This window comes from Bacillus sp. I-2 (genome assembly GCF_001974945.1).
Taxonomy (GTDB): Bacteria; Bacillota; Bacilli; order Bacillales; family Bacillaceae; genus Bacillus; species Bacillus safensis.
The window spans coordinates 192,276-216,787 of record NZ_LZRW01000045.1 but is presented as its reverse complement, the minus strand read 5'-3'; the positions used below and the strand labels follow the sequence as shown (position 1 = coordinate 216,787).

The window sequence follows — 24,512 nt, the reverse complement described above, 5'->3', positions numbered from 1 at the left end:
TGATCATCACATGCCTCTCTTACTATAGTACGTTGTGTCAACGCCTCTTTCTTTGAGCCAATGACTTGTTTCCCCTGAGATCACAACTTGAGCCTGTCTCAGTTCTTCAATCGTCTTCACGCCAAGCACTGTCATCATCATCTTGATATCTTCTTGAAGTTCCATGATATCTGCGATGAGGCCGCTTTCTCCTCCACTGGTCAATGATTTTAAGAAAAATCCAGCTAGACCAGCAGCAGATGCGCCAAGAGCCATTGATTTGGTTACATCAAGAGCATCTTGAATACCTCCGGAGGCTAAAATCGTTTGATTCGGAAAGGCTGTATGTACTTCAGCAAGACTCGCTGCAGTTGGAATTCCCCATTGATCAAAATAACGAAGTGCTTTTTGGCGGCGGAGATTTTCAATCTTTGAAAAGTTCGTTCCACCAAATCCGCCTACATCAACGGCTGCAACCCCAGCTTGGAATAACTTTCCTGCCGTCTCCTTGCTCATGCCAAATCCAACTTCTTTTACAACAACAGGCACACCAACAGATTCAACGATAGCTGCAATCCGCTCAAGCGCTCCCCTGAAATCTCGATCGCCTTCAGGCATGACAATCTCTTGGATGACATTCAGATGAATTTGGAGCATATTTGCCTCGAGCATGTTGACTGCTTCTTGAGCTTGCTTCATTGTCGCTTCACTGCCTAAATTCGCAAATACAATTCCATCCGGATTGACTTTACGAACGACTTCATATGTTCGTCTTTCTTCTTTATCTTTCAGTGCAGCCATTTGTGATCCAACTGCTACTGGGATATTGGTCTCCTTCGCTGCGATCGATAAAGAGCGGTTGATCTCATAGGTGGATTCTCCGCCTCCGCCAGTCATTGCATTGATAAAAATTGGCGAACCGAAAGTCAGTCCGCCAATTGTCGTATGTGTATCAATTTGTGATGTCGCAAGATCTGGTAAACTGGCGTGAACGAAGGAAACATCATCTAAACCTGTTGCTGCATGCTGGCCAGTGGACAACGCATGCTCAATATGCTGCTTCTTTCTTTCTGCTCGCGTCAATTTTGATCACCAAATTATTTTAGTTTATTGAGTTTATCGCCGATCAGGTCACCAAGCTGGAAGCCGCTTGTGTTTTCCTCTTTCGCCTGATATTGACGATAATCCTCTTCGATTTGTTTTTCAGGATTTTCTTCTAAATCACGGATGCTTAGTGAAATGCGCTCTTCGTCTTCATTCACATCAAGCACTTTCACTTTCACAGTCTGCCCTTCTTCAAGGACTTCTTGCGGCGTGCCGATATGTTTATGAGAGATTTGGGAAATATGCACAAGCCCTTCTACACCTGGCAGAATTTCAACAAATGCACCAAAGCTCACAAGACGTTGAACGGTTCCTTCAAGCACATCACCTTGTTTTACCTTTTCACCAATTTGGCTCCAAGGTCCTGGTAATGTTTCTTTAATAGATAGTGAGATACGTTCGTTATCACGATCAACAGCAAGTACTTTGACCTTGACTTCCTGTCCTTCTTCTACTACGTCAGATGGCTTTTCAACATGCGCATGGGATAGTTGAGAAATGTGAACTAATCCATCAATGCCGCCAATGTCAACAAATGCACCAAAATCAGTAAGCCGCTGCACTTTACCATCAATCACACTGCCTACTTCAAGCTTTTGCAGGAAGTCTTGCTTTTTGTCTAATTGCTCTTGCTCAACGACTGCACGGTGCGAGAGAATCACGCGATTTTTTTCGCGGTCAAGTTCTACCACGACAAGTGAGAGTGTTTTTCCTTTGTAATCTGTGAAGTCTTCTACATAGTGTGCTTCTACAAGAGATGCAGGAATAAATCCGCGCACACCAATGTCAACGACAAGACCACCTTTTACAACGTCTTTTACTTCAGCTTCAAATACTTCTTTTGTTTCAAACTTTTTCTCTAGGTCTTCCCAAGCGCGGTCTGCATCAACAGCACGTTTAGATAAAATCAAAGCATCGTCTTCGACCTTTGTTACTTTAAGCTCTAACTCGTCGCCATCTTTCACGACATCTGATGCTTTTTCAACGTGAAGACTTGATAATTCACTGATTGGGATGATACCAGGTTGTTTCACATTGACGATATCTACATTGACATGCTTGTCCTCAACTTTAGAAACAATCCCTTTCACTACATCTCCAACCTCTGGTACCTGAACATCGATTTGATTCATTTCCTCTGTCATTTCGATAACCTCCTTGGTCCAAACCTACACAGCTTAGTTAAAACGACTGGGCGAATATGTGTCTTAAGCATGATGATTGCCAGCCGAATATGTATTATAGAAACATTCAAATCAATATAATTGCTTGAATGATCAATAAAAATAGTATTAGTATAAACTTCTAATAAAAGACCTTGTTTGTCAAGAGATAAACCTCTAACTTATAAAAGTTTTCTAAAATTTCTTACTGTTTCTCCACGCGGTCTGCTGCATCTAAAATTTTCCCTGCCACCTCTTGAATAGAAAGGGAAGTGGTGTCAATTTCAATGGCGTCATCTGCTTTCTTCAAAGGTGAAACTTCGCGCTCAGAATCAAGCTTATCGCGTCTTGCAATCTCTTCGATCAGCTGATCGTAATTGACATCGTAGCCTTTTTTCTGATTCTCTTCAAAGCGGCGTTTTGCTCTTTCTTCTACTGATGCAAGCAAGAAAATTTTCACTTCAGCATCTGGAAGTACGTGAGTGCCTATGTCTCTTCCGTCCATAACGACGCCGCCTCGTTTGCCAAGCTCTTGCTGCCTGCGGACCATTTCTTCCCGAACAGCTCTGTGCTTTGCAACAACCGATACTTGGTTGCTTACGCGGTCTGTGCGAATATCCTCTGTGACATCCGTGTTGTTTAGATGGACTTTTTGACCCTCGTCTGTTGTTACTAGTTCAATGACCGTTTTTTTCAGTAATGAATCAAGTGCCTGTTCGTCTTCAAGGTCTACACCTTGATTGAGTGCCGCAAGTGTAATCGCGCGGTACATAGCACCTGTATCAATATAAATATATGATTTTTTGGCTGCGACAATTTTTGCCACAGTGCTTTTGCCTGCTGCTGCAGGACCGTCAATTGCAATAGATAATTTCTTTTTCATAATACCTCTCCTTGATTGAATCTCCCTTATGAATTGTAACACGATCACCGCTCAAACGGGGGAATTTTCTATCAATCCTTCTGCTTAAACGTTTCAATCCATTCTTCAATGCTCATGTTGTTCACACCCTCATACTGCACGACTTTTGACAAAAAAAGTTCTCCTTTCGTCAAATGAAGTGTGATCTGAACGGTGAGCAATAAAACAAGCTGAATGAACACCACTTTCAATAACCATCTTTCCATTGTCTTCATACAAAAAGCCTCCACGCTAGATTCTTTCCTCTCTAGTATGGAAGCTTTTTACACCCTTTATTCTTATGCTTTTTTCACACGTGTTAAAAGCTGCTGCTGGAAGCAGTATTTCATGATGTGCTGCTGGTGGTCATTTGTGATCTCTGAAAACTCCATGATCGCTCTTGTTTTGCCAGACTGTTCATCTTCATATACTCGATTCATCTCTGCAACCGCTTTTATTTTCACGGGCTCTTTTAGGGGAAGTTCAAACTCTGTGACCACTTCTCCATATTCTTTCAATGACACGCCCTCAGGAACAGAGATTGCTACGCCGCCAGCACTCATATTCACAATAAACGTCTCAAAGGCCTCTTCGTCCGTTTGCATGATAGTAGCTTTGACCATCGTATCCACTCTCAGATATTCTCTTCGCTGAAGGCGAATCATTTTTTCTTTTGGCGGAATGGAAATGACAATCATCGGAATATCTTCTTTTCTTTTTCCGATGACTTCGCTTGTACATTTGTATGGAATTTGGTTTTCGTCAAAAAAGAAGACGGTGATTTCTGTTTGCTGGTTTAAGTAGATGGTGCGTCCCGTTTCTTGATCAGCTGGATAATTAATGCAAATATCATCGTTATTATTTTCCAAAACCTTCGATTTTGCTGTTTTCACTTCTTTGTTCTCATTGACATATTCAATTGTGATTGCATCCCCTATTTGTAACATTCCTCATCACTCTTTTCATCTGTGAAATCGTATCCTCTCCTATATTAAACCATGTCTAAAACAAAAGGAAAAGACTTATTAGCCTTTTCCTCGTTTCCTCTTCTATAGGTCTTTATATATAGGTTCTGCGTTTTTTAGTTTATCTACTCGTTCCTCTTTTCCAGTATCTGCATTAATGAACATGCGATACGTATCGTTTTTTATCGTTCCGAGGAACTCATAGCACAGAACTTCCTCTGACATATCATTTTGTACAATCGCTAAATGAGTATCTTCGATCTTTACATGCTGATTTAATGTTTTCTTCGCTTCTTTTTGCGAGATTTTAGGTGCTTTAATGTCTCGTGTTTTATGATTCGTTAAGTAATCCTTCGCTGAAAACCCAACAACCTCACCATCGTCCAATGCGACTTTCATGCGTATACTATCTGGATAAAGCAGAACATTTTCCTGAAGAGGAACATAGGTAAATACACCGATATTATCAAATTGTGCACTTTCATCTAAATGGAACGATTCTGTGTCAAACCCTTGCTTCTTTAAAAAGCTGAGTGCTTTTTCTGATGCCTCATTTAAACTGATTTTCTGTTTTTTCACGTCACGATTCTGAAGAAGGTAGACTGGGTGTCCTCCTTTTTCAGTTAAATCTAAGTAAAAGTTTGCATGGCTGTCTGGATCAGACATCGATAAGCTGTACACGTCGCGATTGGTTTTGCTGCCGCTTTTTCTCACTTTAAAATGTTGATTATGGTCGGGTGTGAATTGCTGTGCAATGCGGATCGCTTCTTTTTTTGTAATCTTATCGCCTTTTAAATGATTGTAGCCTTGTGTTTCTTTTTCTGTGGACACATTTGTAGGCCCAAGATCGACATCTGCAAATGCATCTGCATTTCTCTCGACTGTTTTCAGCCCGTCAATGATGGTGTTGTCGTTCTTTCGATCGCCGTCAGCGAGCGCCATTTCAACATCCATCCATTTTAAGTTTTTATTAAGTACGAGGTGCTGCACTTGTCTAAGTTCGTTTTGGATATCTGACGCTTGATTATATAGAGCTGTAATGGTTTTGTGTGTATCTTTATTTAATGGTTCATCTGATAAAGATTTGACTGATGATTTGTAGCTAAAATCTCCGACATTCGCCAGAAATTCTTCCGTTTTATTAAAAGGCATCAATGTGAGAGGGAGCTGGCTGACATTGTTATGCGCTTCTGATGACATTCTCCATACATCTGCAAGTGCTGGTGAGATGGATGTTTGGCTGTTCATCGCAAGTGTTGCGCCCAGTTTGTCATGCAGCTGATCCACCTGATACGTTAAATCATGGAAGGCTCTTTGGTAGTTGTTCTCAGCATGAAGCAGCACGGCGTCTTTTTCTTGATGTTCTTTATAGCCCCAGTAACCTGTTGAGATGACAGCAATTCCTAAAATAGCAATCAATATTCCTCTGATCATTTATTTACACCCCTTTTTATTCGCAGAATATATGTTTCCCGATTCGTTTAATTTGTGGTCTTCCCCAAATCCAAGGACTTGTTGCTGTATCAGGATTAAAGTAATAGATGGCGCTCTCAGATGGATCCCAGCCATTGATTGCATCAAATACAGCTTTTTTTGCCGTTTCATCTGGCGTCATATAAAATTGTCCATCTGCTACAGCGGTAAACGCAAGCGGTTCAAAAATGACTCCTGCGATCGTATTTGGAAAGGTCGGATTGTTCAAGCGGTTTAAGATAACGGACGCGATGGCCACCTGTCCTTCATACGGCTCACCTCTTGCTTCACTGTAAACAGCTTGCGACAAGAGCTGAATGTCATTACTAGAAAAGCCACCAGGCATGTTGGCTGCTGTTTGTTTTGGTGTTTGATTTCCCTGCTGGCTGCCTGACTGATTGCCAGACTTCCCAGATGATCCACTTTGACTTTTTTGATTTTCGTTTGTACCTTGGGCTGTCTTTTTTTGCGAACTTCTTTGCGCAGGAGCCTTTGTTTGCTGATCAAGAGGCTTCCCGCCATAATGGGTAAACTGGTTCCCTTGCTGCAGCTGCTTTTGAACAAACTCTTTGTAGTATTTCGTCTTTTGAACTAATAAGTTTTTTGTTTTCTGACCTACAAGTCCATCGACCTTCTTCATGCCAAATTGGCTTTGAAAGTTGCGAACGGCCCAGTACGTCCCCCAGCCATAGACGCCATCGATTTTGCCATTGTAAAACCCATTGTATTGGAGCCGCGCTTGCAGCTCGACTACATCTTCTCCTGTTGCCCCGCGCTGGATGACTTGGCCGGTGAATGCTTCACTTTTACTGGCTGTCAAAAGTGAAGACGCAAGAAGAACGATTGAGAAGATAAGAACAATTTGTTTCATGAAACGAGCTTTATCCATATTTGATCCTCCTGTACTTTTGATGTTTGAATATATGTTTCTTCCGATCCCTATTTTTATACATTCAACACAGGAGAGAATTGGATGGAAAAGACAAAAAAACGCCCTATAAACAAATAGGACGTTTTCCAAAATTAAATTTGCACCATTTTTACCGCACGGGCTTTTTTTGCTTTCCTTAAACCAAACCACCATAAAAAAATCATGAACGGCACCATGATATATCCCCAGTTTTTCATCCCTAATAGAATGAAATCATACAGGCCGTGAAACAGCACAGGGAGCGTTAAAGAAAGGATCAGCCATTTGCGCTGCTCTTTTTTATCAGAGAAGCGGGCTTTTCCGATATAAAAACCCATCACAACACCAAATAATGCGTGACTTGATACAGGTAATAAAGCACGGGTAAACGCATATTCGACCCCGTGACCGACTAAGTAAAGGATATTTTCAAGTGTTGCAAAACCAAGTGAGACACTCGTTCCATACACAATTCCGTCATAGTGTTCGTCAAACTGGGCATGTGCATAAACGCTGACCATTAAAATAAACCATTTTAATGATTCCTCTAAAAAGCCCGACGTCACAAATGAAATCAAGATAGGGTTTGTTGCGATATTTTCCTCTTGAAGGACATATTGAATAAACATGGTTGGAAACACAAGTATGACACCTAGCATAAAAGATCTGATGACCATGTGAACCGGCTCATTGTCGTACTGATCTTTCAAATAAAAATAACTTAAAAGTGCGATGCCGGGAGCTAAACCTGCTGAGATGATTGCGATCATAACCAGACCTCTTTCCCTACATTATCCTTCATTATCGTACCATGATTTACCCTTTTTTTATATGACTCGGGCCCATTTTTCTAAAAATATCTTTCTATATAATCCCAATTTATATAAAAAAGAACCGAACCCCTTTGAAGGGTTCAGTTCTTTTTTTATCCGTTCATTCTTTTGTTGATTTCTTCTGCAATGAGTCCGCCATGAAATCTTCCATTTTCGATGAAAATTTCATTGGCATTATTACCAGCAGCAATGACTCCCGCAATGAAAATACCTTCAACATTCGTTTCCATCGTCTGTTCATCAAATGCTGGACGGCCTGATTCTGGATCAATCTTGACACCCATTTTTTCTAAGAAAGAATGATCTGGGTGATAGCCAGTCATAGCAAATACATAGTCACTTTTCACTCGATCCGTTTGATCTTGCTGGTTTGTAAAAATCACATCTTCTTCTGTGATTTCTTTCACCTGCGCGCCAAACTCCATTCGAATCGTTCCATTACGGACAAGCGCTTCAAACTCTGGCAAAATCCAAGGCTTGATGCTGGATGAATATTCGGTTCCTCTATACAGCACAGTGACTCTGCTTCCGCATTTCACAAGTTCTAGCGCAGCATCCACACTGGAGTTCTTTCCGCCGATCACCGTCACATCTTTATCAAAATATGGATGTCCTTCTTTAAAATAGTGATATACGTGGGGAAGGTCTTCTCCTTTGACATTCATATAGTTTGGATGATCATAATAGCCAGTCGCAATGACGACGTAATCACATGAATAGTCGTCTTTTGATGTACTCACCGTAAAACGGCCATCTTGTTTCGTCACGGCGTTTACTTTTTCAAAAGCATGCACACGCAGTTTTTTTCGTCTGACGACCTCTCGGTAATAAGAAAGTGCCTGAATACGAACGGGCTTACGGTTCTCAGTAATAAAAGCGACATCACCGATTTCAAGTTTTTCACTTGTACTAAAAAAGGTTTGATGTGTTGGGTAATGATAAATACTGTTCACGACATTCCCCTTTTCAATCACAAGTGCATCAATCCCAATTTGCTTGAATGCGATGGCAGCTGATAACCCGCAGGGGCCGCCTCCTATTATGATCGCTTTTTCTTGTTTCATTTGTTCCACTCCTGTCATTTCACTGCAATAACAATTGCTGGGCTGTTTGATTCTTTGTTCCATTCCATAAAAAAATCTCCTATTTAAGGATAGGAGATTTTAAGGCGCGATGCAAATCAGCCGCTTAAATCCAGCCTCTGAATCGAGAAGCTTCAGCCATTTTACGTACACCGACCATATATGCAGCAAGACGCATATCAATTCGGCGGTTTTGCGCCATTTCATAAATATTATTAAATGATTTCACCATCATATCTTCTAAACGAGTTTCAACTTCTTCTTCTGTCCAGTAAAACCCTTGGTTATTCTGAACCCATTCAAAGTAAGAAACAGTTACACCACCCGCGCTCGCAAGCACGTCTGGAACAAGCAGTACACCACGATCTGAAAGAATTTTGGTTCCTTCCAGTGTCGTTGGACCATTTGCTGCTTCTACGACAATTTTGGCTTTAATGTTTGCCGCATTATCTTCTGTGATTTGGTTTTCAATGGCTGCAGGTACTAAGATATCACAATCCAGCTCAAGCAGCTCTTGGTTTGTAATTGTATCGTTAAATAGTTTAGTGACGGTTCCAAAGCTGTCACGTCGGTCAAGCAAGTAGTCAATGTCTAGACCATCTTCATCGTATAATCCGCCGTATGCATCTGAAATCCCTACGATTTTTGCTCCAGCATCATACATGAATTTAGCTAAGTAGCTTCCTGCATTCCCGAATCCCTGTACGACAACACGAGCTCCGTTAATGTCAATTCCTTTTTTCTTCGCCGCTTCTTTGATGCAGATCGTCACACCTTTTGCTGTTGCAGTATCACGTCCGTGTGATCCTCCAAGAACAATTGGTTTTCCTGTAATAAATCCTGGCGAGTTAAACTCATCAATTCTAGAATATTCATCCATCATCCATGCCATAATTTGAGAGTTCGTAAACACGTCTGGTGCTGGAACATCTTTTGTTGGTCCAACAATTTGACTGATGGCGCGAACATAGCCGCGGCTTAGTTTTTCAAGCTCTCTGAATGACATTTCTCTTGGATCACAGATAATACCGCCTTTTCCTCCGCCATAAGGAAGATCCACAATTCCACATTTTAAACTCATCCAAATTGAAAGCGCTTTTACTTCTTTTTCCGTAACGTTCGGGTGGAAACGGATTCCGCCTTTTGTTGGACCGACAGCATCATTGTGCTGTGCACGGTAACCAGTGAAAATTTTCACCGATCCATCATCCATACGTACTGGAATTTTGACCGTTAATAGACGAATTGGCTCCTTCAGCAATTCATACACTTCCTGCGGATACCCTAATTTGTCTAGCGCTTTATGTATGACGGTTTGAGTTGACTTTAAAACATCTAGCTTATCTTCTGCGTTATGAGCGGCGTTTTGATCGGCTGCCATTAAAATAAACCCCCTAGAAATCTTTCATGATCTACTGCTCCCTTTCAAGCAATAGTATACACCTTCGTACTGGTAAAGCAAAGGTAAAAAGCGTTTTTTATCAAAATAAAATATCAGCGTTTATAAATATAAAAAAGGATATAAAAAAATACTGTTGTTTCATCACAACAGTATTAAATATAATAGAAAAAAGTGATTAAAAATACATTTGAATCGTTTTCACAGCATCTTCTTGCATGATCACTTTTCCATATTCTTTTAGCCGGTGAATGGTGAGTGTCGTAGGTGAACCAAACTCTGCTAAAATCGAAATGACTGTATCAGCAGATAATTCTCCAACATCATCCAGGCTGAGATAATATTGACCTTCATAATGGTAAACTGTACCCCCTAAAAGTCCAATACGACTTAAACTATGGGACAGTTGAATCACATCTTCAAACGAGGCAAATTGATAGAGCACATGCTTACTCTCGTCGAGCTTGACTTGCATCTCAATGTAATCTTCATCAAACTCATCATCAGCATCTTCCTGCTGACTCTTTGTGACAATGACGACCATCCCCTGCGCCTGAAGAGAAAATACTTCAACTGCAATCGGTCCATTCGCTTCAAAACCGAGCTCCTGATTCGCTTCGTTCATCATGTCTTTAAACAGCTGATGGACTTTGAACGAATCTTTCCAAAGGTCTTCTTTCGTAAGACCTCGGTCTGTCAGGTCATCTAGTGTGAGAAAAATTTTGATTTTATTATAATTCAGACGCTCCAGTCGCATAACGTTCCCTCCTGCCTCTTCTAAACACACATCATACTGTAGTATATGAGATGATGAGTCATAGGTTCTTAATTTTGTATTCAGTTTACACTGTGTCAAGACGGAAGACAAGCATGAAGCTATGCTTACGGTGACTTTTATGGAAAATATTGAGGGTGCCGCAAGTTAACGTGTTTTTAGAGGCATTAAATAGATCAGATGGGTTTCTGGTTCTGCTCCGAGACGCATGGGAATTTTTGTTGTCCCGTAGCCATTACTAATGAGAAAGAACGCACCCTTGACCTGGCCTGTTCTTCCTTTTTCATATGGACCAAATTTCCCAATTCGGATCTGCCCCCCATGCGTATGACCGCTCAGGACAAGGTCGATTCCCTCTTCTTCACTCATCAAATGATGTACATCTGGATTGTGTGATAAGAGAATATTGACATCATCTTTCACAAACTCAGGCCGTATGGCTTCATAATCTGCTTTTTCAAGCCGAATATCATCAATTCCTCCGATTTTGATTCGCTGGCCTTCGAAATTCCATACAGCCGTTTCATTTTGCAAAGTCGTGACATTGTATGCATGAAGAATCTCTTTAAACCTTTGCTGGTGCAGCTCATGATCATTATTTCCCCAAACAAAATAAACCGGCGCAATTCTTGATAAACGTTTCACATTTTCTTCAATCCTTGCATAGGGTACACCTTTTTCTGCTAAATCTCCGCCAATCATAATCACATCTGGCTCTTCCTGTCTGATTTCTGCTAATAAAGTGTCACTGATGAGACGTCTGTGTGTATCAGAAATAAAGAAAATGACAGCAGGCCGATCTGATTGAAGTGCTTCTATTGTAAAATAATGCTTTTTGATGTTGTTTTGTTTTGCCGTTTTCACCATTTTTGCCGTTACACACACACCTGTTGTAACAGCCGCAATGGCGGCAGTAAATCCGATGGCATATTTCATCACAAATGGCTCCCTTACGTATCTTTCTTTCATAAGACGCTTGAAAGAAAAAAGACGTTTCAACTGTTAAACGTCTTTTTTCTCATTTATTTACTTTCATAATAGAGATTAATGTCATATTGCTTCTGCATAAAGTGAAAAACCGTCTCGCGCTCTTTCCACTGATTTGATTGAGGCCATAAATCTGTGCTTTTTTGTATAATTTCACATCTAAGCCGATGATATTCATCCTCAGCCTTTTCTTCTTTTTTCTTATAGTAATAAGAGGCGTAAAAAGCAAAGACCTCGGCCATGATCCAAAACAGAAATACTTCATGACCAAGCAGTGTTGCAATCATGGCTTCCGGCTGAAGCGAGCCGCCTCCCGCATTTGCCGTGATCACAAAATAAAACAAAAGAATGGCCAGCGATAGAAGGGCTGTCCATTGCCATCTTTTGCACTGCTTGGCAAAACCCTCATATTTATGCTTTCTTTTGATCAATGTTTCCATCATCTTCTGTGTCGGCTGATCCATATATCGGCTGATTGTGTGCAATGTCATCACATACACCCTGTCCCTTTTTTCTACATATGTATGTGCGTGCTTCTCCATTCATGTCAGGTGATTAGTTTTCTAGTGGAATATTTAGCACTTGACCACTGTACACGCTGTTACCTTTTAAATGATTATAGGCTCTAATTTTCTCTTCACCCGAACGGTTTTTGTAATACTTCATTGAAATTCGATACAGGTTTTCCTCTGGACCAACAGTGTGCTGTACGACACGGACTGGCTTTTCTTCCTGCTGCTTTTTCTCTTCGGCTTCTTTTCTTTTTTTCTCTTCCTGTTGCTTTTGCAAGGCTAGCTGCTGCTGTTCACGCTTTTTGGCAGCTTCAGCTCTCTCGCGTTCTTTTTTTTCTTTCGCTGCTTGTTCACGCTCTTCTTTCTCTTTAGCAGCTTTTTCTTTTTTCTTCTGTTCAGCTTTTTCTTTCAATCGCTGTTTTTCTTCCTCTTTTTTTTGCTTCTCATCATCAGACGCATCCGCTTTATCAGTATTAGAATCATTTTTCGTTTCGACAAGTGCTGACGGGACTGGGTCTGTGTCAGCACTTGATGTAGAATCAATATTATATACATCTTGATTATTATTATGGTTGATTTCCTTTGATGTGTAGTAGATCAAAAGGAAGAACACTGTGACAACGATAATAGGAAAGATAATAGCCAGTGTTGTAAATAATGGATTTCGCACCTTTTTCGTGCGCTGCTTTTTATATTCATGGAAATCTTCTCTTGTAGGAAAGTGAGAGTCATCTGAAGGCTGAACTTCTTCTTCAAAAATTTCCTCTGCATCATCATCATGGATGTTTGTCAGCTGCTCCTTCTTTCTCTTCATTCTCGACATTTCTTCCATGTTCATCCCTCCCCCTATATTTCAAACGAATTTGACAAGCAAAGACTAAGTCAATGACAAAATGGGTCATGACAGGAACAAATAAATTCCCCGTCCACTCGTATAAAAGTCCTAAAAAAATACTAATAGAAACCACAAGGATAAACAAGAGTATTTTTGATAAGTAGCGAAAGTGAAGGAGCGCAAACACAATACTGGCAATTTCCAATCCAAATTGCTGCTGGACGATCCCTCGGAATAGAATTTCCTCTGAAAAGGCGATGAGCAGTGTTAACCAAACAATATGCGGGATGCTGCGGTTTTTGAACATTTTTTCATTTAAACCGCCATCATCATACATATGAGCAGGAAACACCTTCATGACAATCGCATCCACGATGATCACAAGCACAGCGCCGCCAATTCCATAAGTCAGTATCCGCGCATCTTGGATCTCCCAAAGGGATGTAAAATCTGTCCAATGATCGAACATAAATATACCTAGTAAAAAGGAAATGACCAGCATCAGCAGCTGCGTGAAATACAGCTGTTCTACCACTTGTCGATCGGTTAATTTTTCGATGATCCGGCGATGTTGTTCAATCAATGCTGCGCCTCTTTTGTCAGATGAAACATACGATCCAGCACGATCTTCCAGTGTTTCATTTCATTCAGCTCCAATGGTTGATCTTTTTTTTCATAATCAGACAGGTCAAGTCCGCAAGAAGAGCAGCAGCTGCCAGAGGATGCGCTCTCCGTTTGATCAAGCTGTTCGTAAAAGTATGATAACAGAGATTGTCTAAAGCAGCTATGATCTGTGATTCGCTCTTTAAATTGCCACACTTTTCTCAGTTTTTCTGTTTGTCTGTCCTGCAATTTCTCTTTCAGTTTCACCAGGAGCACACGCGGCTCGTCAGACTGATACATCCTGTAATAATGGATCAGCATTCTTGCACGTGTCTCCTGAAGCCCTGATTCCATCAATTGTTCACGTAATTTCTTTTCATCATTTGTCTGCATTTGTGTCAGCCTAGCTAAGAAGAAATTAATTTCTGGCTCATCAAAGCCCTCTGCTTGTATTAAATGCTGTTGAATGTCCGCATCCTCTTCTGTATATAAAAGAATGCTGACACTCTTTTTCCCGTCCCGTCCTGCTCTTCCAATTTCCTGCATAAATGCTTCAATTGACTGCGGCGGGCTCATATGAATAACAAATCGTATATCTGCTTTATCAATTCCCATTCCAAAAGCACTTGTACAACAAATGAGGTCAAGCTGTCCGCTGATAAATTGCTGCTGAATAAGCATACGGTCTCCTGCATCCATCCCGCCATGGTAATACTCTACACGCTGATGGGTTTTTTGTTTCATTATGAGCGCCATATCTTCTGTCATTTGCCGGGTCGGGCAATAAATCAGGCCAGGGCTTTGCAGGAATTCCACAAACTCAACGGCCCGTTTCTCTTTTGCTTCTTTCGTTTCGTGCGCTTCTTTGACTAATGCGATGTTTGGCCGGTTGACAGAATGGATATGAAAGTCTGGATGCTGCAATCTTAACGTTTGCACGGTATCTTTTAGCGTTTGTTTCGTTGCTGTTGCCGTCAGTGCTAATGCGACAGGATGACCTAACGCTTCTCTCCATTCTCCCAGCTTGGAATATTCCGGACGGAAATCATGCCCCCATTCCGATATACAATGGGCTTCATCGACGACGAACAGACCAATGTGCATCGATTTGAGCTGTTCTAGCAGCACCTCTGACATTAATGCCTCAGGCGCGACAAATAAAAACTTATATGATGGCAAATGCCGAATGATATGCCGTCTCTCCTGAAAAGACAATGTGCTGTTCAATGCCGCCACTCGTTTTTCTCCGCGCATTTTCATTCGTTCGACTTGATCCTCCATAAGCGATAACAGCGGCGAAATAATGAGAACTAATCCTTCAGTCATATAGCCGGGAATTTGATAGCAGATGGACTTTCCGCCGCCAGTAGGCAGCATGGCAACCGTATCTTTCTGATTCAGTACACTTTGAATAATGTCCTCTTGACCTGCCTTAAATGAGTCGTAACCAAAATATCGCATGAGCGTCTGATGAAGCTTATCCATTTGCTTTCACCATCCTTGTCAGAGCCAATCGTATTTGAAAATAAGTAAATGGATGTTCGAGTTTTTCTTTAATCAGCTTCATTTTATTTGTTTGAAGCTCCCTGGCTACTGCATGAATGGCCTGCTGCTCTTCTTCGCTCACATACGGCTCTATTGAGAAGCTCGGTTCATGTATGGAAAGCTCGACAATATGGTCTTCGATCGTTGCCTTTTTTAATGAACGAATGTGAGCAATCTGATCAATATCATAGCCCTTTTGCACAAGCTCGAGCGTTTTATGGGTAGAGGTTGTTAGCACGCGTTTGAATTCAAGGTCAACTACGAGCTGCTGCATGACCTGCGCTTCACCTTTTTGGGCAACATGAATAAAATAATGGAGGACATTCCAAAAAAGCAGGTACACATACCACACATCTTCTTTTAGCCACTCTGCCATTTGCTGATACGTACGCCCAATTCTTTCATTTGAGGTCAATGAATAAACAAATATCAGCGCCTCTTGATCACTTATACGGCTAAGGAGCTTTTCGAGTTCATGATGCAGCTCTTCCGAAAGCTTATTCTTCTCGTGATGCTGTTTTAAGAAGGATTTCGTCCAGCTTTGTACAGATACATCTCTTTGTATTGGGACATATTGATGCGATCCAGCCAGATGGTGAGACAGCACTTGTACAAGTAACGAGAGCCTCATCCATAGTACCTTTGCTTTATCATGATATTTGGCACCATGAAAATAAGCGGGCATCGGTTTTTCTGAGAAATACTGGTTTAGCATATGCTGTCCTGCATCTGTAACAGTGAATGTCTCCCCTGTTTTTTTGATGTAGTGCTTTTCGTCAAGTTTTATAGTAGAGCGATTCAGCTGATTCCTCGTAAACCCCGGGTAACAGCCGAAATACTTTGAAAGCTGAAACAAACTGGCATCCTGTATGGTTTGTGATGATTTTTTTCCTTTAAAAAGATGGTAGACAGCACTTATGGAGCGTTCGCCGTTCAATTTATGTACGCTGTCCATTAACATGACATCCAAGTAATGAAGAGTCATTCGCCAAAGCACCTGTCTTCCTGACAAAATTCGAATATTTTCTCCCTTTATTTTAACAGATTTCATAGAAGAAGAAATGTTTAAACTCAATTTGTGGGGGAAAGTTATGAACAAACCCTTATGTGATAAGCATTCTCAATCACTTTACAGTTGAAATGTGAAATTAAAATCATTACAATAAGGTTTGAGGAAATTGTTTTTTATCGGTGAAACTAAAAAGGTTAGACCATTTGTTCCATCGAACAATCTGGGAGGTATTTTTTTAACATGGCAAAATATACAATTGTAGACAAAGACACATGTATTGCTTGCGGCGCATGCGGTGCAGCTGCTCCAGACATTTATGATTATGATGATGAAGGCATTGCATTTGTTACGCTTGATGACAACCAAGGGACTGTAGAAGTTCCAGAAGTGCTTGAAGAAGATATGCTTGATGCATTTGAAGGATGTCCAACAGATTCAATCAAAGTTGCGGACGAATCTTTCGATGGTGACCCGCTTAAGCACGAATAGTATAAAAGCCCCTTATGCAGGGGCTTTTTTTATATTAACTATTTTGAAGTCGGCGTTTATTTTCAAACCATGGACGCATTTTCACAAAAATGAGGCTAAACACGATGGTAATGATGATTCCTTTAATAAAGTTAAATGGTAAGATCCCTGCTGTAATGGTCGTCTTGAGCGCATGATCAGATAGTTCTGGCGCGTTTAAGAACCATGTGTAAGCTGGCAGGAATAAGAAGTAATTTAAAATACTCATCATCACAGTCATAAGCAATGTACCCGCGATCATAGACCATGCCATCCCTTTTGCTGATTTGATTTTTTTGAACATAAAGGCGACTGGCAAGATAAATAATGTGCCTGCAATGAAGTTCGCGACTTGCCCAACAGGAACACCGGACATACTGCCTTGAATGAGGTAATGCAGTACATTTTTTAATGCCTCAACAGCAATCCCTGCACCCGGTCCATAAATTAAAATCGCAATAATCGCCGGGATATCACTGAAATCAATTTTCAAATACGCTGGAAGACCCGGGAAAGGAAAATCCAATAAAATTAACACAAACGAAATACTGCTGAGCATACTGGTAACAACTAAACGCTTTACTTTACTTTGATTCAATATTCTCTCTCCTTTTCGATCAAATCTTTCGAAAAGAGGATTGTTCCATTTTAGCCACAAAAAAACCGCCCTTGAAAACAGGAGCGGGGAAATTGGGCTAGACAAATAAACGTGTGAACATCAATGTTTTCAACGTTTACGAACCTCCATCTTCTCCCATCCAGACTATACTGTCGGCTTCGGAATCACACCGAATCCTGCCAAAAAGGCTCGCGGGCTTAGAGACTATGCTCATCACCGCCGGTAGGGAATTACACCCTGCCCCGAAGATTGATCATTATTCAATTCGACATCATTATATATGATATATGAGCATTTGTACAGATAAAAATCCTGAGCAAATTTATCAGTTTTAAGAAATCGTAAAAAACACAAAAATTATAATGACAAATGCGCAAAAATTGGTTATCTTTTGTTTAAAGGTGTTCATTCTTTATAAAGACACAAAGAAATGTTCGTGTTTTCTTTTTCACTTTACTGCTTTAATTTGATTGACACAGTGAAAAGGAATATGGTAAATTATCAGATATTTATGACGTTTATTTTAGGAGGAAATCTTACGATGTTTCGAGTATTAGTCTCAGATAAGATGAGCAATGATGGTCTTCTACCACTTTTAGAATCAGATTTTGTTGAAATTGTCCAAAAAAATGTAGCAGAAGCAGAAGATGAATTACACACGTTTGATGCCTTACTTGTCAGAAGTGCCACGAAAGTAACGAAAGAGCTTTATGAAAAAATGACTTCATTAAAAATTGTCGGCCGTGCCGGTGTGGGAGTAGACAATATTGACATTGATGAAGCGACCAAGCATGGCGTCATTGTAATCAATGCACCAAACGGTAATACGATCTCGACAGCTGAGCATACGTTTGCTATGATTTCATCACTTATGCGTCATATTCCGCAGGCCAATATTTCTGTCAAATCAAAAGAATGGAACAGAGGTGCTTATGTTGGTGCTGAGCTTTACGGAAAATCTCTTGGGATTGTCGGCTTAGGCAGAATCGGAAGTGAAATCGCCCAGCGTGCAAGAGCATTTGGCATGACAGTCAACGTGTTTGACCCATTTCTCACAAAGGAACGTGCAGAAAAAATTGGCGTCAATGCGAAATCACTTGATGAAGTACTCGAAGTATCAGATATTATTACTGTACATACGCCATTAACAAAAGAAACACGAGGACTTCTCAATAAAGAAACGATTGCAAAAACGAAAAAAGGTGTTCGCCTTGTAAACTGTGCGCGCGGCGGCATTATTGACGAAGCTGACCTTCTTGAGGCACTTGAAAGCGGCCATGTGGCAGGAGCTGCACTCGATGTATTCGAGGTAGAACCGCCAACTGATAATCCGCTTGTGGATCATCCACACGTCATTGCAACTCCGCATCTTGGTGCCTCTACAAAAGAAGCACAATTAAATGTAGCGGCGCAAGTATCTGAAGAAGTCCTTCAATTTGCAAAAGGTCTTCCTGTCATGTCATCTATTAATCTACCAGCGATGACAAAAGACGAGTTCAAAAAGATTCAGCCTTATCATCAATTTGCAGGAAAACTTGGACGTCTTGTCTCTCAATCCATGAGAGAACCTGTAAAAGAAGTAGGCATTTCTTACGAAGGCTCTATTTCAAAACTCGAAACATCCTTTATCACAAAGAGTCTCCTGTCAGGGTTTTTAAAAGAGCGTGTTGATTCGACTGTGAATGAAGTAAATGCTGGAATGGTCGCAAAAGAACGAGGCATTAGCTTTAGTGAAAAAATCTCTTCCGGCGAATCTGGTTACGAGAACAGTATTTCTATTGAAGTCAAAGGTGATCTTTCAACCTTTACTCTAAAAGCGACTTACATTCCGCATTTAGGGGAACGCGTTGTTTCTATTAATGGCTTTAATATTGATTTTTACCCAGATGGACACCTTGTCTATATCCAGCATACAGATGCACCTGGTGTGATTGGAAAGGTTGGACAGATTTTAGGCGACCATGATGTCAACATCGCAACAATGCAGGTGGGACGTAAAGAAAAAGGCGGCGAAGCCATTATGATGCTTTCTTTTGACAAGCATCTTGAGGACGAAATTGTGAAAAAATTAACTGAAGTGCAGGATATTCTTTCTGTCCGACTGATTGATCTATAAAAAAACTGTGATAAACCTCATGCAAAAGCATGAGGTTTATTTAGTTGAAACCATTAAACGGTCTCCTGTTCGAATGAGGTGAGTGGTCAGCTCATTGATCTTTTTCAATTGTTCCACAGTCATATCGTGCGCCTTTGCTATCGACCAAAGGGTATCCCCTTGTTTAATGACATATGTATTTTTTTCATGTCCATTTACATGAAGAGCCGGCTCTTGGAAACGTTCCACAGCAATCATTTTGAGCGGATCTATTGCATCCTTTTTGCTGACTGACCAATTGCCACGATGTACTTCAAAATGCAAATGAGTGCCTCTGGAGGCCCCTGTGTTGCCAATTATGCCAATCGGCTGTCCCGCTTGTACATGCTCACCCTTTTTCACAAAACGCTCGTGTAAATGAGCATAGACAGTTTCATATCCGTTTGGATGCTGAATAAATACAACTTCTCCATATGTAGCCGATACATACGAACGCGTGACCACACCTTCACTTGCAGCAAAAATGGATTCTCCTTCTGGCGCAGCTATATCTAATCCCTTATGCGAGCCGCCCCTTGTCCCAAACAAGTCAGTGACTTCTCCTTTCACTGGTTCCACCCATTCGGTTGTCTTCTGCGCATGGGCAAATGGCGCTAAGATCAAGAGCAAAAAGCTGGCACCTATGAAGCAATACCTTTTCATCAGTGACTCCCCTTCTTTGAGGTTCTTTTCATGACAGCTTAGTATACAGCAAGAAGACCATTTTCTATACATCAAAAAAGAACGCAATGAAATGCTTGCGTCCTTTAACGTTCTTTTATGACAACTGGATTCGGCAGAGCCGGTACCTCTATTGGTTCATTTAATTCATATGGTCCTACTTGATCTGTTCCTGCATATTGAATGGTGACATCTGTAAAACCAAAATCTTTCGCTGTGAGCAGCAGACCTTCAATGAGTAGAGTATGATTAATTGAGTCCGATAATTGTGCTGATGCTCCAAACGTGATGGTTACATGCTTACCTTTTGATGTCACTTCTTTAATGGGTTCTTCTTTAATTAATGGTTCAAGTCCAGAATCACTCGTGCGTTTCATGGCCTCTACCGCTTCTTCATAAGTAGAATAATGTGTTTTTGAGGGCACCAAAAAAGTCCCGCTCTTATTTTCTAGCACGTAATAAGCTTTCCTCGTTTGTTTATCAATTGATATCGTGCCAAAGCTGCTAGTCCCTAATTGAAGATGAGAGCCTTTGACTGACCTGACCTCCACTTGTTTATACCTGCTCCATTTGAGCGTTTCTTTTACCATATCTTTAAATCGATTGGCTTCCTTTATCGTATCAAGGGACAAATCATTTTTTAACTGAAAAACAAGTGTATTCCCATTTTCACGAAGGTCCACCATCTCAAGATATGATTGAAGAGGCTTTGTCATTTCAGGCAGCTGCACCTGTTCATATGTGTTCATCATTTCCTGCAAATGGCCATGTTCATTCTCTTTTTCAATACTTATGGGAACCACTTGAGATGTCGATTCATCTATGTATGCAACCGTCATATACTTTTGCTTGTCTTCATGAGAAACAACGTGTGTGGTACCATTTGCCTGTTTGACCGGCTCTAATGTGGCATTTGCCTGTCCTTTGTCAGCACTTGATTCCATTTTCATCTGTTTATGCTGTTCTTGAGCAGCCGGCTGAAATAAATGAGGAGAAATTAAAAACGCCATAAATAAAACTACAACGGTTGCCACCGCTGGACCGATCCATTTGACACTTTTCTTTTTCTTCCCGCTTGCCATCAGCACCTGCTGGTATATCTGCTTAGATGAACGGTTGTCCTCCACCTTTGGAAGCTGACTTAGTAACACCTTGATTCGTTCTTCGCTCCAATCGGACCTGTTCGTTTTCATTCACTAGCTCCTCCTTCAAAAGCTCCATATGTTTTCGGAGCACTTTCAGGCCTCGGTGCTGCGTTGTTTTAACTTTGCTTTCCGAGAACTTTAGCGCCTTTGCCGTCTCCATGATTGAGTAGCCCTGGATAAACCTTAAAATGATGACAGCTCTTTGATCAATCGTGCAGTGATCAAGCGCGGCATAAATTTCTTTAGTATTTTCATCCTGTACAGCCAGTTCGTCTGGGAGCAAGTCTGGGTCTTTTACATCCTGCTTATCCCAATCAAACGTGCCGAGTACCCGTTGTCTTATGGTTTGCTGTTTGCGAAACCAGTCAATCGCTACATGCCTTGCAATTGAAAACAGCCATGTTTTCTCGCTGCTTCTTCCTTCAAAAGTTTTATATGAGTGAAGTACCCGAATGTAAACCTCCTGTACGAGATCCTCTGCCTGATTTTTATCTTTAACCATATAAAATAAAAACTGGTACAAATCTTGATGGTACGAATCATATATTTTTTGAAAGGTTTCATGCATAGGAAACCCCTCCGTTCACTTATTTTTGTCGAGTGACTCTTATAAAACGTTACATTACAACTTTATGACAAATATATTACAAGTTCGACAGTTTGGAAAGGGCTTTTTGTTTAACTTCTCCTTAAAAATTTGAAAATAGAAAAAACACTTCATTTTCTTTACGAAAAGAAGTGTTTCTCATGTAACAAGATTCTTCGTCAAGATTAGACGAGTTCCTGCTTTTTTCTCGGAATATAGAATGTGAAGTGTGTACCTGCACCCGCTTTGCTATGAGCATGTATAGAGCCTTGATGCGCCTCGACGATGTTCTTCACAATCGCAAGGCCAAGTCCAGTACCAGAACGTCCTCTTGTCCTTGCTTTATCGGCTTTATAGAAGCGTTCGAAAATAAAGGGCAGATCCTCTTCCGGAATTCCACTCCCCGAATCTTTTACATCCATTTTCAGTCCGTTTTCCACCGATTGAACCGAGAAGTGAACCTCGCCGCCCTCTGGTGTATGACGAATGGCATTATCAATGAGATTCGTAAACACTTGCTCAATCTTATCTGGATCGAATACAAAGTTCGGTTCATCCACTTGAATATCATACGTAAGGTCGATTTGTTTTTCTTTCGCAATCCCGAGAAACTTACGGTAGATCTTCTCTGTCAGCTCTTCCGTATCTGTTGATTCAAGATTCAGTGTAATATGACCTGCTTCCATTCTCGCTAGATCTAGAAGATCATTTACAAGTCGTCCCATTCGAAGTGATTCATCATAGATAATTTGCGCAATCTCTTTCTTTTCCTCTTCTGATCCTGCAATATCATCTACAATCGCCTCACTGTACCCTTGCAGCATGGCAATTGGCGTACGAAGTTCATGACTGACATTGGCAATGAAGTCTTTTCTCAGCTTATCTAGTCTTCGTTCCTCCGTCATATCACGAAGGACTGCAACTGCTCCCCTGACATCCTGCTGATTATACAGCGGAGACATGAGAAGAACCCAAGTACGCCCTTGCAGCGTAACTTCGATCATTTGCTCTTTTTCTGTGCTGACAGCTGTATGAAATAGCTCGCGCGCTTCTGGCGGCAGTTCATCTCCATCTTTGATCTTCATATTTTGCTCGTAATACCATGCCTGCAAAAATCGTTCTGCTGGAGGATTTGTCATCAAGATCGTTCCATCAATATTGATGGTGATGACGCCATCAGCCATACTGCTTAAAATATTAGATAAATGTTCTTTTTCTTGATTTAAGGCTGTGATATGGAATTTAAGCTGCTTCCCCATTTGATTAAAGGCGATCGCCAGTTCTCCAATTTCATCTTGCGTTAAAATAGGAATCTTTGTATCAAATTTCCCTTTCGCCAAATCTTGTGCACCCTCTCTCATCTTTCTGAGAGGATAGGTGACACGTGTTGACAAGAAGAAAGCGAATATAGTGGTCAGTACAATCGCAATTCCGGCGGCTAAAAAGATGTAGCGTGTCGTATGTTTCGTTGTTTGTTCTACAGCGAGGAGTGACTGAGAAAGAAAGACCATGCCTTTTTTTCCGTTCGCCTCATATGGAACACCGACTACAATCCGTTCATCTTTTTGATTGCCTGCATCAGGTTCTGCACGTTTACTGATTTTTTTACGATCTTGCAGTGCTTGATTTAAATCGCTGTCTGCTTCAATTTGTTTCTTTGTAATCGCAGGAAGCTTGCCGTCTTTTTCAGACGAATACCACTCTAGCCCGTCCTCTTGGATGATCGCAATACTCGTCAATTTGTCAGCGAGCTCTGATGTAATCGACCTTGCAAGCGATTGATCCTCATGGCTTTCTAAAATGACCGCTACTTTGTTTGCCATTTGTGTTAAATCAGATTTTGCTTCTTCTACATGATAATTCTCAATGAACTCTAAAAGAAGCACAGTTAAAATAGATAAAACGATCAGGACGAGGAAAAGAATGGTTAACCATAGCTTTCCTACAACACTTTTCCACAGTTTCATTCAGCGCCGACCTCAAATTTGTACCCGACACCCCATACAGTTACGATTTTTTTCGCTGCTTCTGGTGACACTTTATTCAGTTTTTCACGAAGTCGTTTGACATGGGTATCGACTGTTCGTAAGTCTCCAAAGAATTCATATTGCCATACTTCTTTTAGTAGCTTTTCTCTGTCATAGACCTTATCTGGTGTTTTTGCAAGGAAATATAAAAGCTCATATTCCTTCGGCGTGAGGCTGACTTCTTTGCCATCAGCCGTCACTCTATGTGCATCATGGTCAATAGAAAGATGAGAAAACACAAGAACATCCTTTGTTGTTGTCCCAGTATTCAAATAAGACGTTTGAGACGATCTTCTTAGCAATGCCTTTACACGTAAAACCACTTCACGCGGGCTGAAAGGTTTGACGATGTAGTCATCCGTTCCTGCCTCAAATCCTTGAACGCGGTTGGCTTCTTCTCCTTTTGCCGTCAGCATAATGATTGGAGTCGCTTTTTTGTCTCGAATTTGATTACACACTTCGATTCCATCTGTACCAGGCATCATTAAATCGAGCAAAATGAGGTCGTAATCGGTTTGAAGCCCTTTTTGAATCGCCTCATCTCCATTTTCCGCTTCATCGATTTCATATTTTTCACGTTCTAAATACATTTTTAAAAGGCGGCGAATTCTTGCCTCATCATCTACGACTAATATTTTCGTTTGAGTTGTGTGTTCCATTAGACAGTCCTCCTGCTTTCTCCGTTGTTACATTCATTTTAACAAAAAGCCGAATTGAATCATAAAAGTTGGCTTT

General features: G+C 40.9%; 25 protein-coding genes and 1 riboswitch. Of the genes, 2 read left to right on the top strand and 23 right to left on the bottom strand.

Annotated features, from left to right (window positions below):
* Nucleotides 1-6 precede the first annotated feature (6 nt).
* The 17 genes from fni to BAE31_RS17490 form a co-directional block, all read right to left on the bottom strand.
* Nucleotides 7-1,062, bottom strand: coding sequence for a type 2 isopentenyl-diphosphate Delta-isomerase (gene fni / locus BAE31_RS17570; RefSeq protein WP_076841010.1), 1,056 nt, complete (start codon nucleotides 1,060-1,062; stop codon nucleotides 7-9).
* Nucleotides 1,063-1,076: 14 nt separating this feature from the next.
* Complete coding sequence (gene rpsA / locus BAE31_RS17565) at nucleotides 1,077-2,228, bottom strand: 30S ribosomal protein S1 (RefSeq protein WP_024422818.1); 1,152 nt, start codon at nucleotides 2,226-2,228, stop codon at nucleotides 1,077-1,079.
* A 223-nt stretch (nucleotides 2,229-2,451) separates the two neighbouring features.
* Nucleotides 2,452-3,129 (bottom strand): (d)CMP kinase, encoded by a 678-nt coding sequence (cmk, locus tag BAE31_RS17560; RefSeq protein WP_024428083.1) that lies wholly within the window; start codon nucleotides 3,127-3,129, stop codon nucleotides 2,452-2,454.
* A gap of 71 nt (nucleotides 3,130-3,200) precedes the next feature.
* Nucleotides 3,201-3,383, bottom strand: coding sequence for a YpfB family protein (locus BAE31_RS17555; RefSeq protein ID WP_041109645.1), 183 nt, complete (start codon nucleotides 3,381-3,383; stop codon nucleotides 3,201-3,203).
* A gap of 63 nt (nucleotides 3,384-3,446) precedes the next feature.
* Entirely contained in the window at nucleotides 3,447-4,094 is a 648-nt protein-coding gene (locus BAE31_RS17550; RefSeq protein ID WP_041109646.1) for a flagellar brake protein, read from the bottom strand.
* A 102-nt stretch (nucleotides 4,095-4,196) separates the two neighbouring features.
* Nucleotides 4,197-5,546, bottom strand: a complete 1,350-nt coding sequence (gene ypeB / locus BAE31_RS17545) for a germination protein YpeB (RefSeq protein WP_041109647.1) — start codon at nucleotides 5,544-5,546, stop codon at nucleotides 4,197-4,199.
* Nucleotides 5,547-5,562: 16 nt separating this feature from the next.
* A complete protein-coding gene (gene sleB, locus BAE31_RS17540; RefSeq protein WP_041109648.1) occupies nucleotides 5,563-6,474 on the bottom strand; it encodes a spore cortex-lytic enzyme in 912 nt (303 codons plus the stop codon).
* A 134-nt stretch (nucleotides 6,475-6,608) separates the two neighbouring features.
* Nucleotides 6,609-7,265, bottom strand: coding sequence for a glutamic-type intramembrane protease PrsW (gene prsW / locus BAE31_RS17535; protein WP_024422824.1), 657 nt, complete (start codon nucleotides 7,263-7,265; stop codon nucleotides 6,609-6,611).
* 155 nt (nucleotides 7,266-7,420) lie between these two features.
* Nucleotides 7,421-8,392 (bottom strand): YpdA family putative bacillithiol disulfide reductase, encoded by a 972-nt coding sequence (locus BAE31_RS17530; protein ID WP_041109649.1) that lies wholly within the window; start codon nucleotides 8,390-8,392, stop codon nucleotides 7,421-7,423.
* Nucleotides 8,393-8,516: 124 nt separating this feature from the next.
* Nucleotides 8,517-9,791 carry a Glu/Leu/Phe/Val family dehydrogenase gene (locus BAE31_RS17525; RefSeq protein WP_007500982.1) on the bottom strand — a complete coding sequence of 425 codons (1,275 nt, stop codon included), beginning with the start codon at nucleotides 9,789-9,791 and terminating at the stop codon, nucleotides 8,517-8,519.
* A gap of 196 nt (nucleotides 9,792-9,987) precedes the next feature.
* Nucleotides 9,988-10,566: a genetic competence negative regulator gene (locus BAE31_RS17520; RefSeq protein WP_024428080.1), complete on the bottom strand. Its 579-nt coding sequence runs from the start codon at nucleotides 10,564-10,566 to the stop codon at nucleotides 9,988-9,990.
* Nucleotides 10,567-10,731: 165 nt separating this feature from the next.
* On the bottom strand, nucleotides 10,732-11,520 hold the full coding sequence (locus BAE31_RS17515; protein WP_076841009.1) for a metallophosphoesterase: 789 nt from the start codon (nucleotides 11,518-11,520) through the stop codon (nucleotides 10,732-10,734).
* 86 nt (nucleotides 11,521-11,606) lie between these two features.
* Entirely contained in the window at nucleotides 11,607-12,062 is a 456-nt protein-coding gene (locus BAE31_RS17510) for a DUF2663 family protein (protein ID WP_041109651.1), read from the bottom strand.
* 64 nt (nucleotides 12,063-12,126) lie between these two features.
* The gene (locus BAE31_RS17505) at nucleotides 12,127-12,915 is read right to left on the bottom strand and encodes a LysM peptidoglycan-binding domain-containing protein (protein WP_041109652.1); all 789 of its coding nucleotides are present in this window, start codon (nucleotides 12,913-12,915) and stop codon (nucleotides 12,127-12,129) included.
* Complete coding sequence (locus BAE31_RS17500) at nucleotides 12,860-13,501, bottom strand: CPBP family intramembrane glutamic endopeptidase (protein ID WP_041109653.1); 642 nt, start codon at nucleotides 13,499-13,501, stop codon at nucleotides 12,860-12,862. Before BAE31_RS17500 ends, BAE31_RS17505 begins: the two co-directional genes overlap by 56 nt.
* Nucleotides 13,498-15,006, bottom strand: coding sequence for a RecQ family ATP-dependent DNA helicase (locus BAE31_RS17495; protein WP_076841008.1), 1,509 nt, complete (start codon nucleotides 15,004-15,006; stop codon nucleotides 13,498-13,500). Before BAE31_RS17495 ends, BAE31_RS17500 begins: the two co-directional genes overlap by 4 nt.
* On the bottom strand, nucleotides 14,999-16,051 hold the full coding sequence (locus tag BAE31_RS17490; RefSeq protein ID WP_076841007.1) for a YpbB family protein: 1,053 nt from the start codon (nucleotides 16,049-16,051) through the stop codon (nucleotides 14,999-15,001). Before BAE31_RS17490 ends, BAE31_RS17495 begins: the two co-directional genes overlap by 8 nt.
* A gap of 267 nt (nucleotides 16,052-16,318) precedes the next feature.
* On the opposite strand from BAE31_RS17490, the gene BAE31_RS17485 reads away from it, so the two are divergent.
* Nucleotides 16,319-16,567: a ferredoxin gene (locus BAE31_RS17485; RefSeq protein WP_008361239.1), complete on the top strand. Its 249-nt coding sequence runs from the start codon at nucleotides 16,319-16,321 to the stop codon at nucleotides 16,565-16,567.
* Nucleotides 16,568-16,601: 34 nt separating this feature from the next.
* Here BAE31_RS17485 and BAE31_RS17480 read toward each other — a convergent pair whose 3' ends face one another.
* A complete protein-coding gene (locus tag BAE31_RS17480; protein WP_041109656.1) occupies nucleotides 16,602-17,183 on the bottom strand; it encodes an ECF transporter S component in 582 nt (193 codons plus the stop codon).
* A 144-nt stretch (nucleotides 17,184-17,327) separates the two neighbouring features.
* Nucleotides 17,328-17,458, bottom strand: a riboswitch (FMN riboswitch).
* A gap of 287 nt (nucleotides 17,459-17,745) precedes the next feature.
* On the opposite strand from BAE31_RS17480, the gene serA reads away from it, so the two are divergent.
* On the top strand, nucleotides 17,746-19,320 hold the full coding sequence (serA, locus tag BAE31_RS17475) for a phosphoglycerate dehydrogenase (protein WP_076841006.1): 1,575 nt from the start codon (nucleotides 17,746-17,748) through the stop codon (nucleotides 19,318-19,320).
* A 36-nt stretch (nucleotides 19,321-19,356) separates the two neighbouring features.
* On the opposite strand, the gene BAE31_RS17470 is transcribed toward serA, so the two are convergent.
* The 5 genes from BAE31_RS17470 to BAE31_RS17450 form a co-directional block, all read right to left on the bottom strand.
* Nucleotides 19,357-20,001: a peptidoglycan DD-metalloendopeptidase family protein gene (locus BAE31_RS17470; protein WP_076841005.1), complete on the bottom strand. Its 645-nt coding sequence runs from the start codon at nucleotides 19,999-20,001 to the stop codon at nucleotides 19,357-19,359.
* Nucleotides 20,002-20,105: 104 nt separating this feature from the next.
* A complete protein-coding gene (locus tag BAE31_RS17465; protein WP_076841004.1) occupies nucleotides 20,106-21,212 on the bottom strand; it encodes a sigma X negative regulator in 1,107 nt (368 codons plus the stop codon).
* Nucleotides 21,124-21,732, bottom strand: coding sequence for an RNA polymerase sigma factor SigX (gene sigX / locus BAE31_RS17460; protein WP_024422837.1), 609 nt, complete (start codon nucleotides 21,730-21,732; stop codon nucleotides 21,124-21,126). Before sigX ends, BAE31_RS17465 begins: the two co-directional genes overlap by 89 nt.
* Nucleotides 21,733-21,935: 203 nt before the next feature.
* Complete coding sequence (locus BAE31_RS17455) at nucleotides 21,936-23,717, bottom strand: ATP-binding protein (RefSeq protein ID WP_076841003.1); 1,782 nt, start codon at nucleotides 23,715-23,717, stop codon at nucleotides 21,936-21,938.
* The gene (locus BAE31_RS17450) at nucleotides 23,714-24,436 is read right to left on the bottom strand and encodes a response regulator transcription factor (protein WP_075623424.1); all 723 of its coding nucleotides are present in this window, start codon (nucleotides 24,434-24,436) and stop codon (nucleotides 23,714-23,716) included. Before BAE31_RS17450 ends, BAE31_RS17455 begins: the two co-directional genes overlap by 4 nt.
* Nucleotides 24,437-24,512 lie beyond the last annotated feature (76 nt).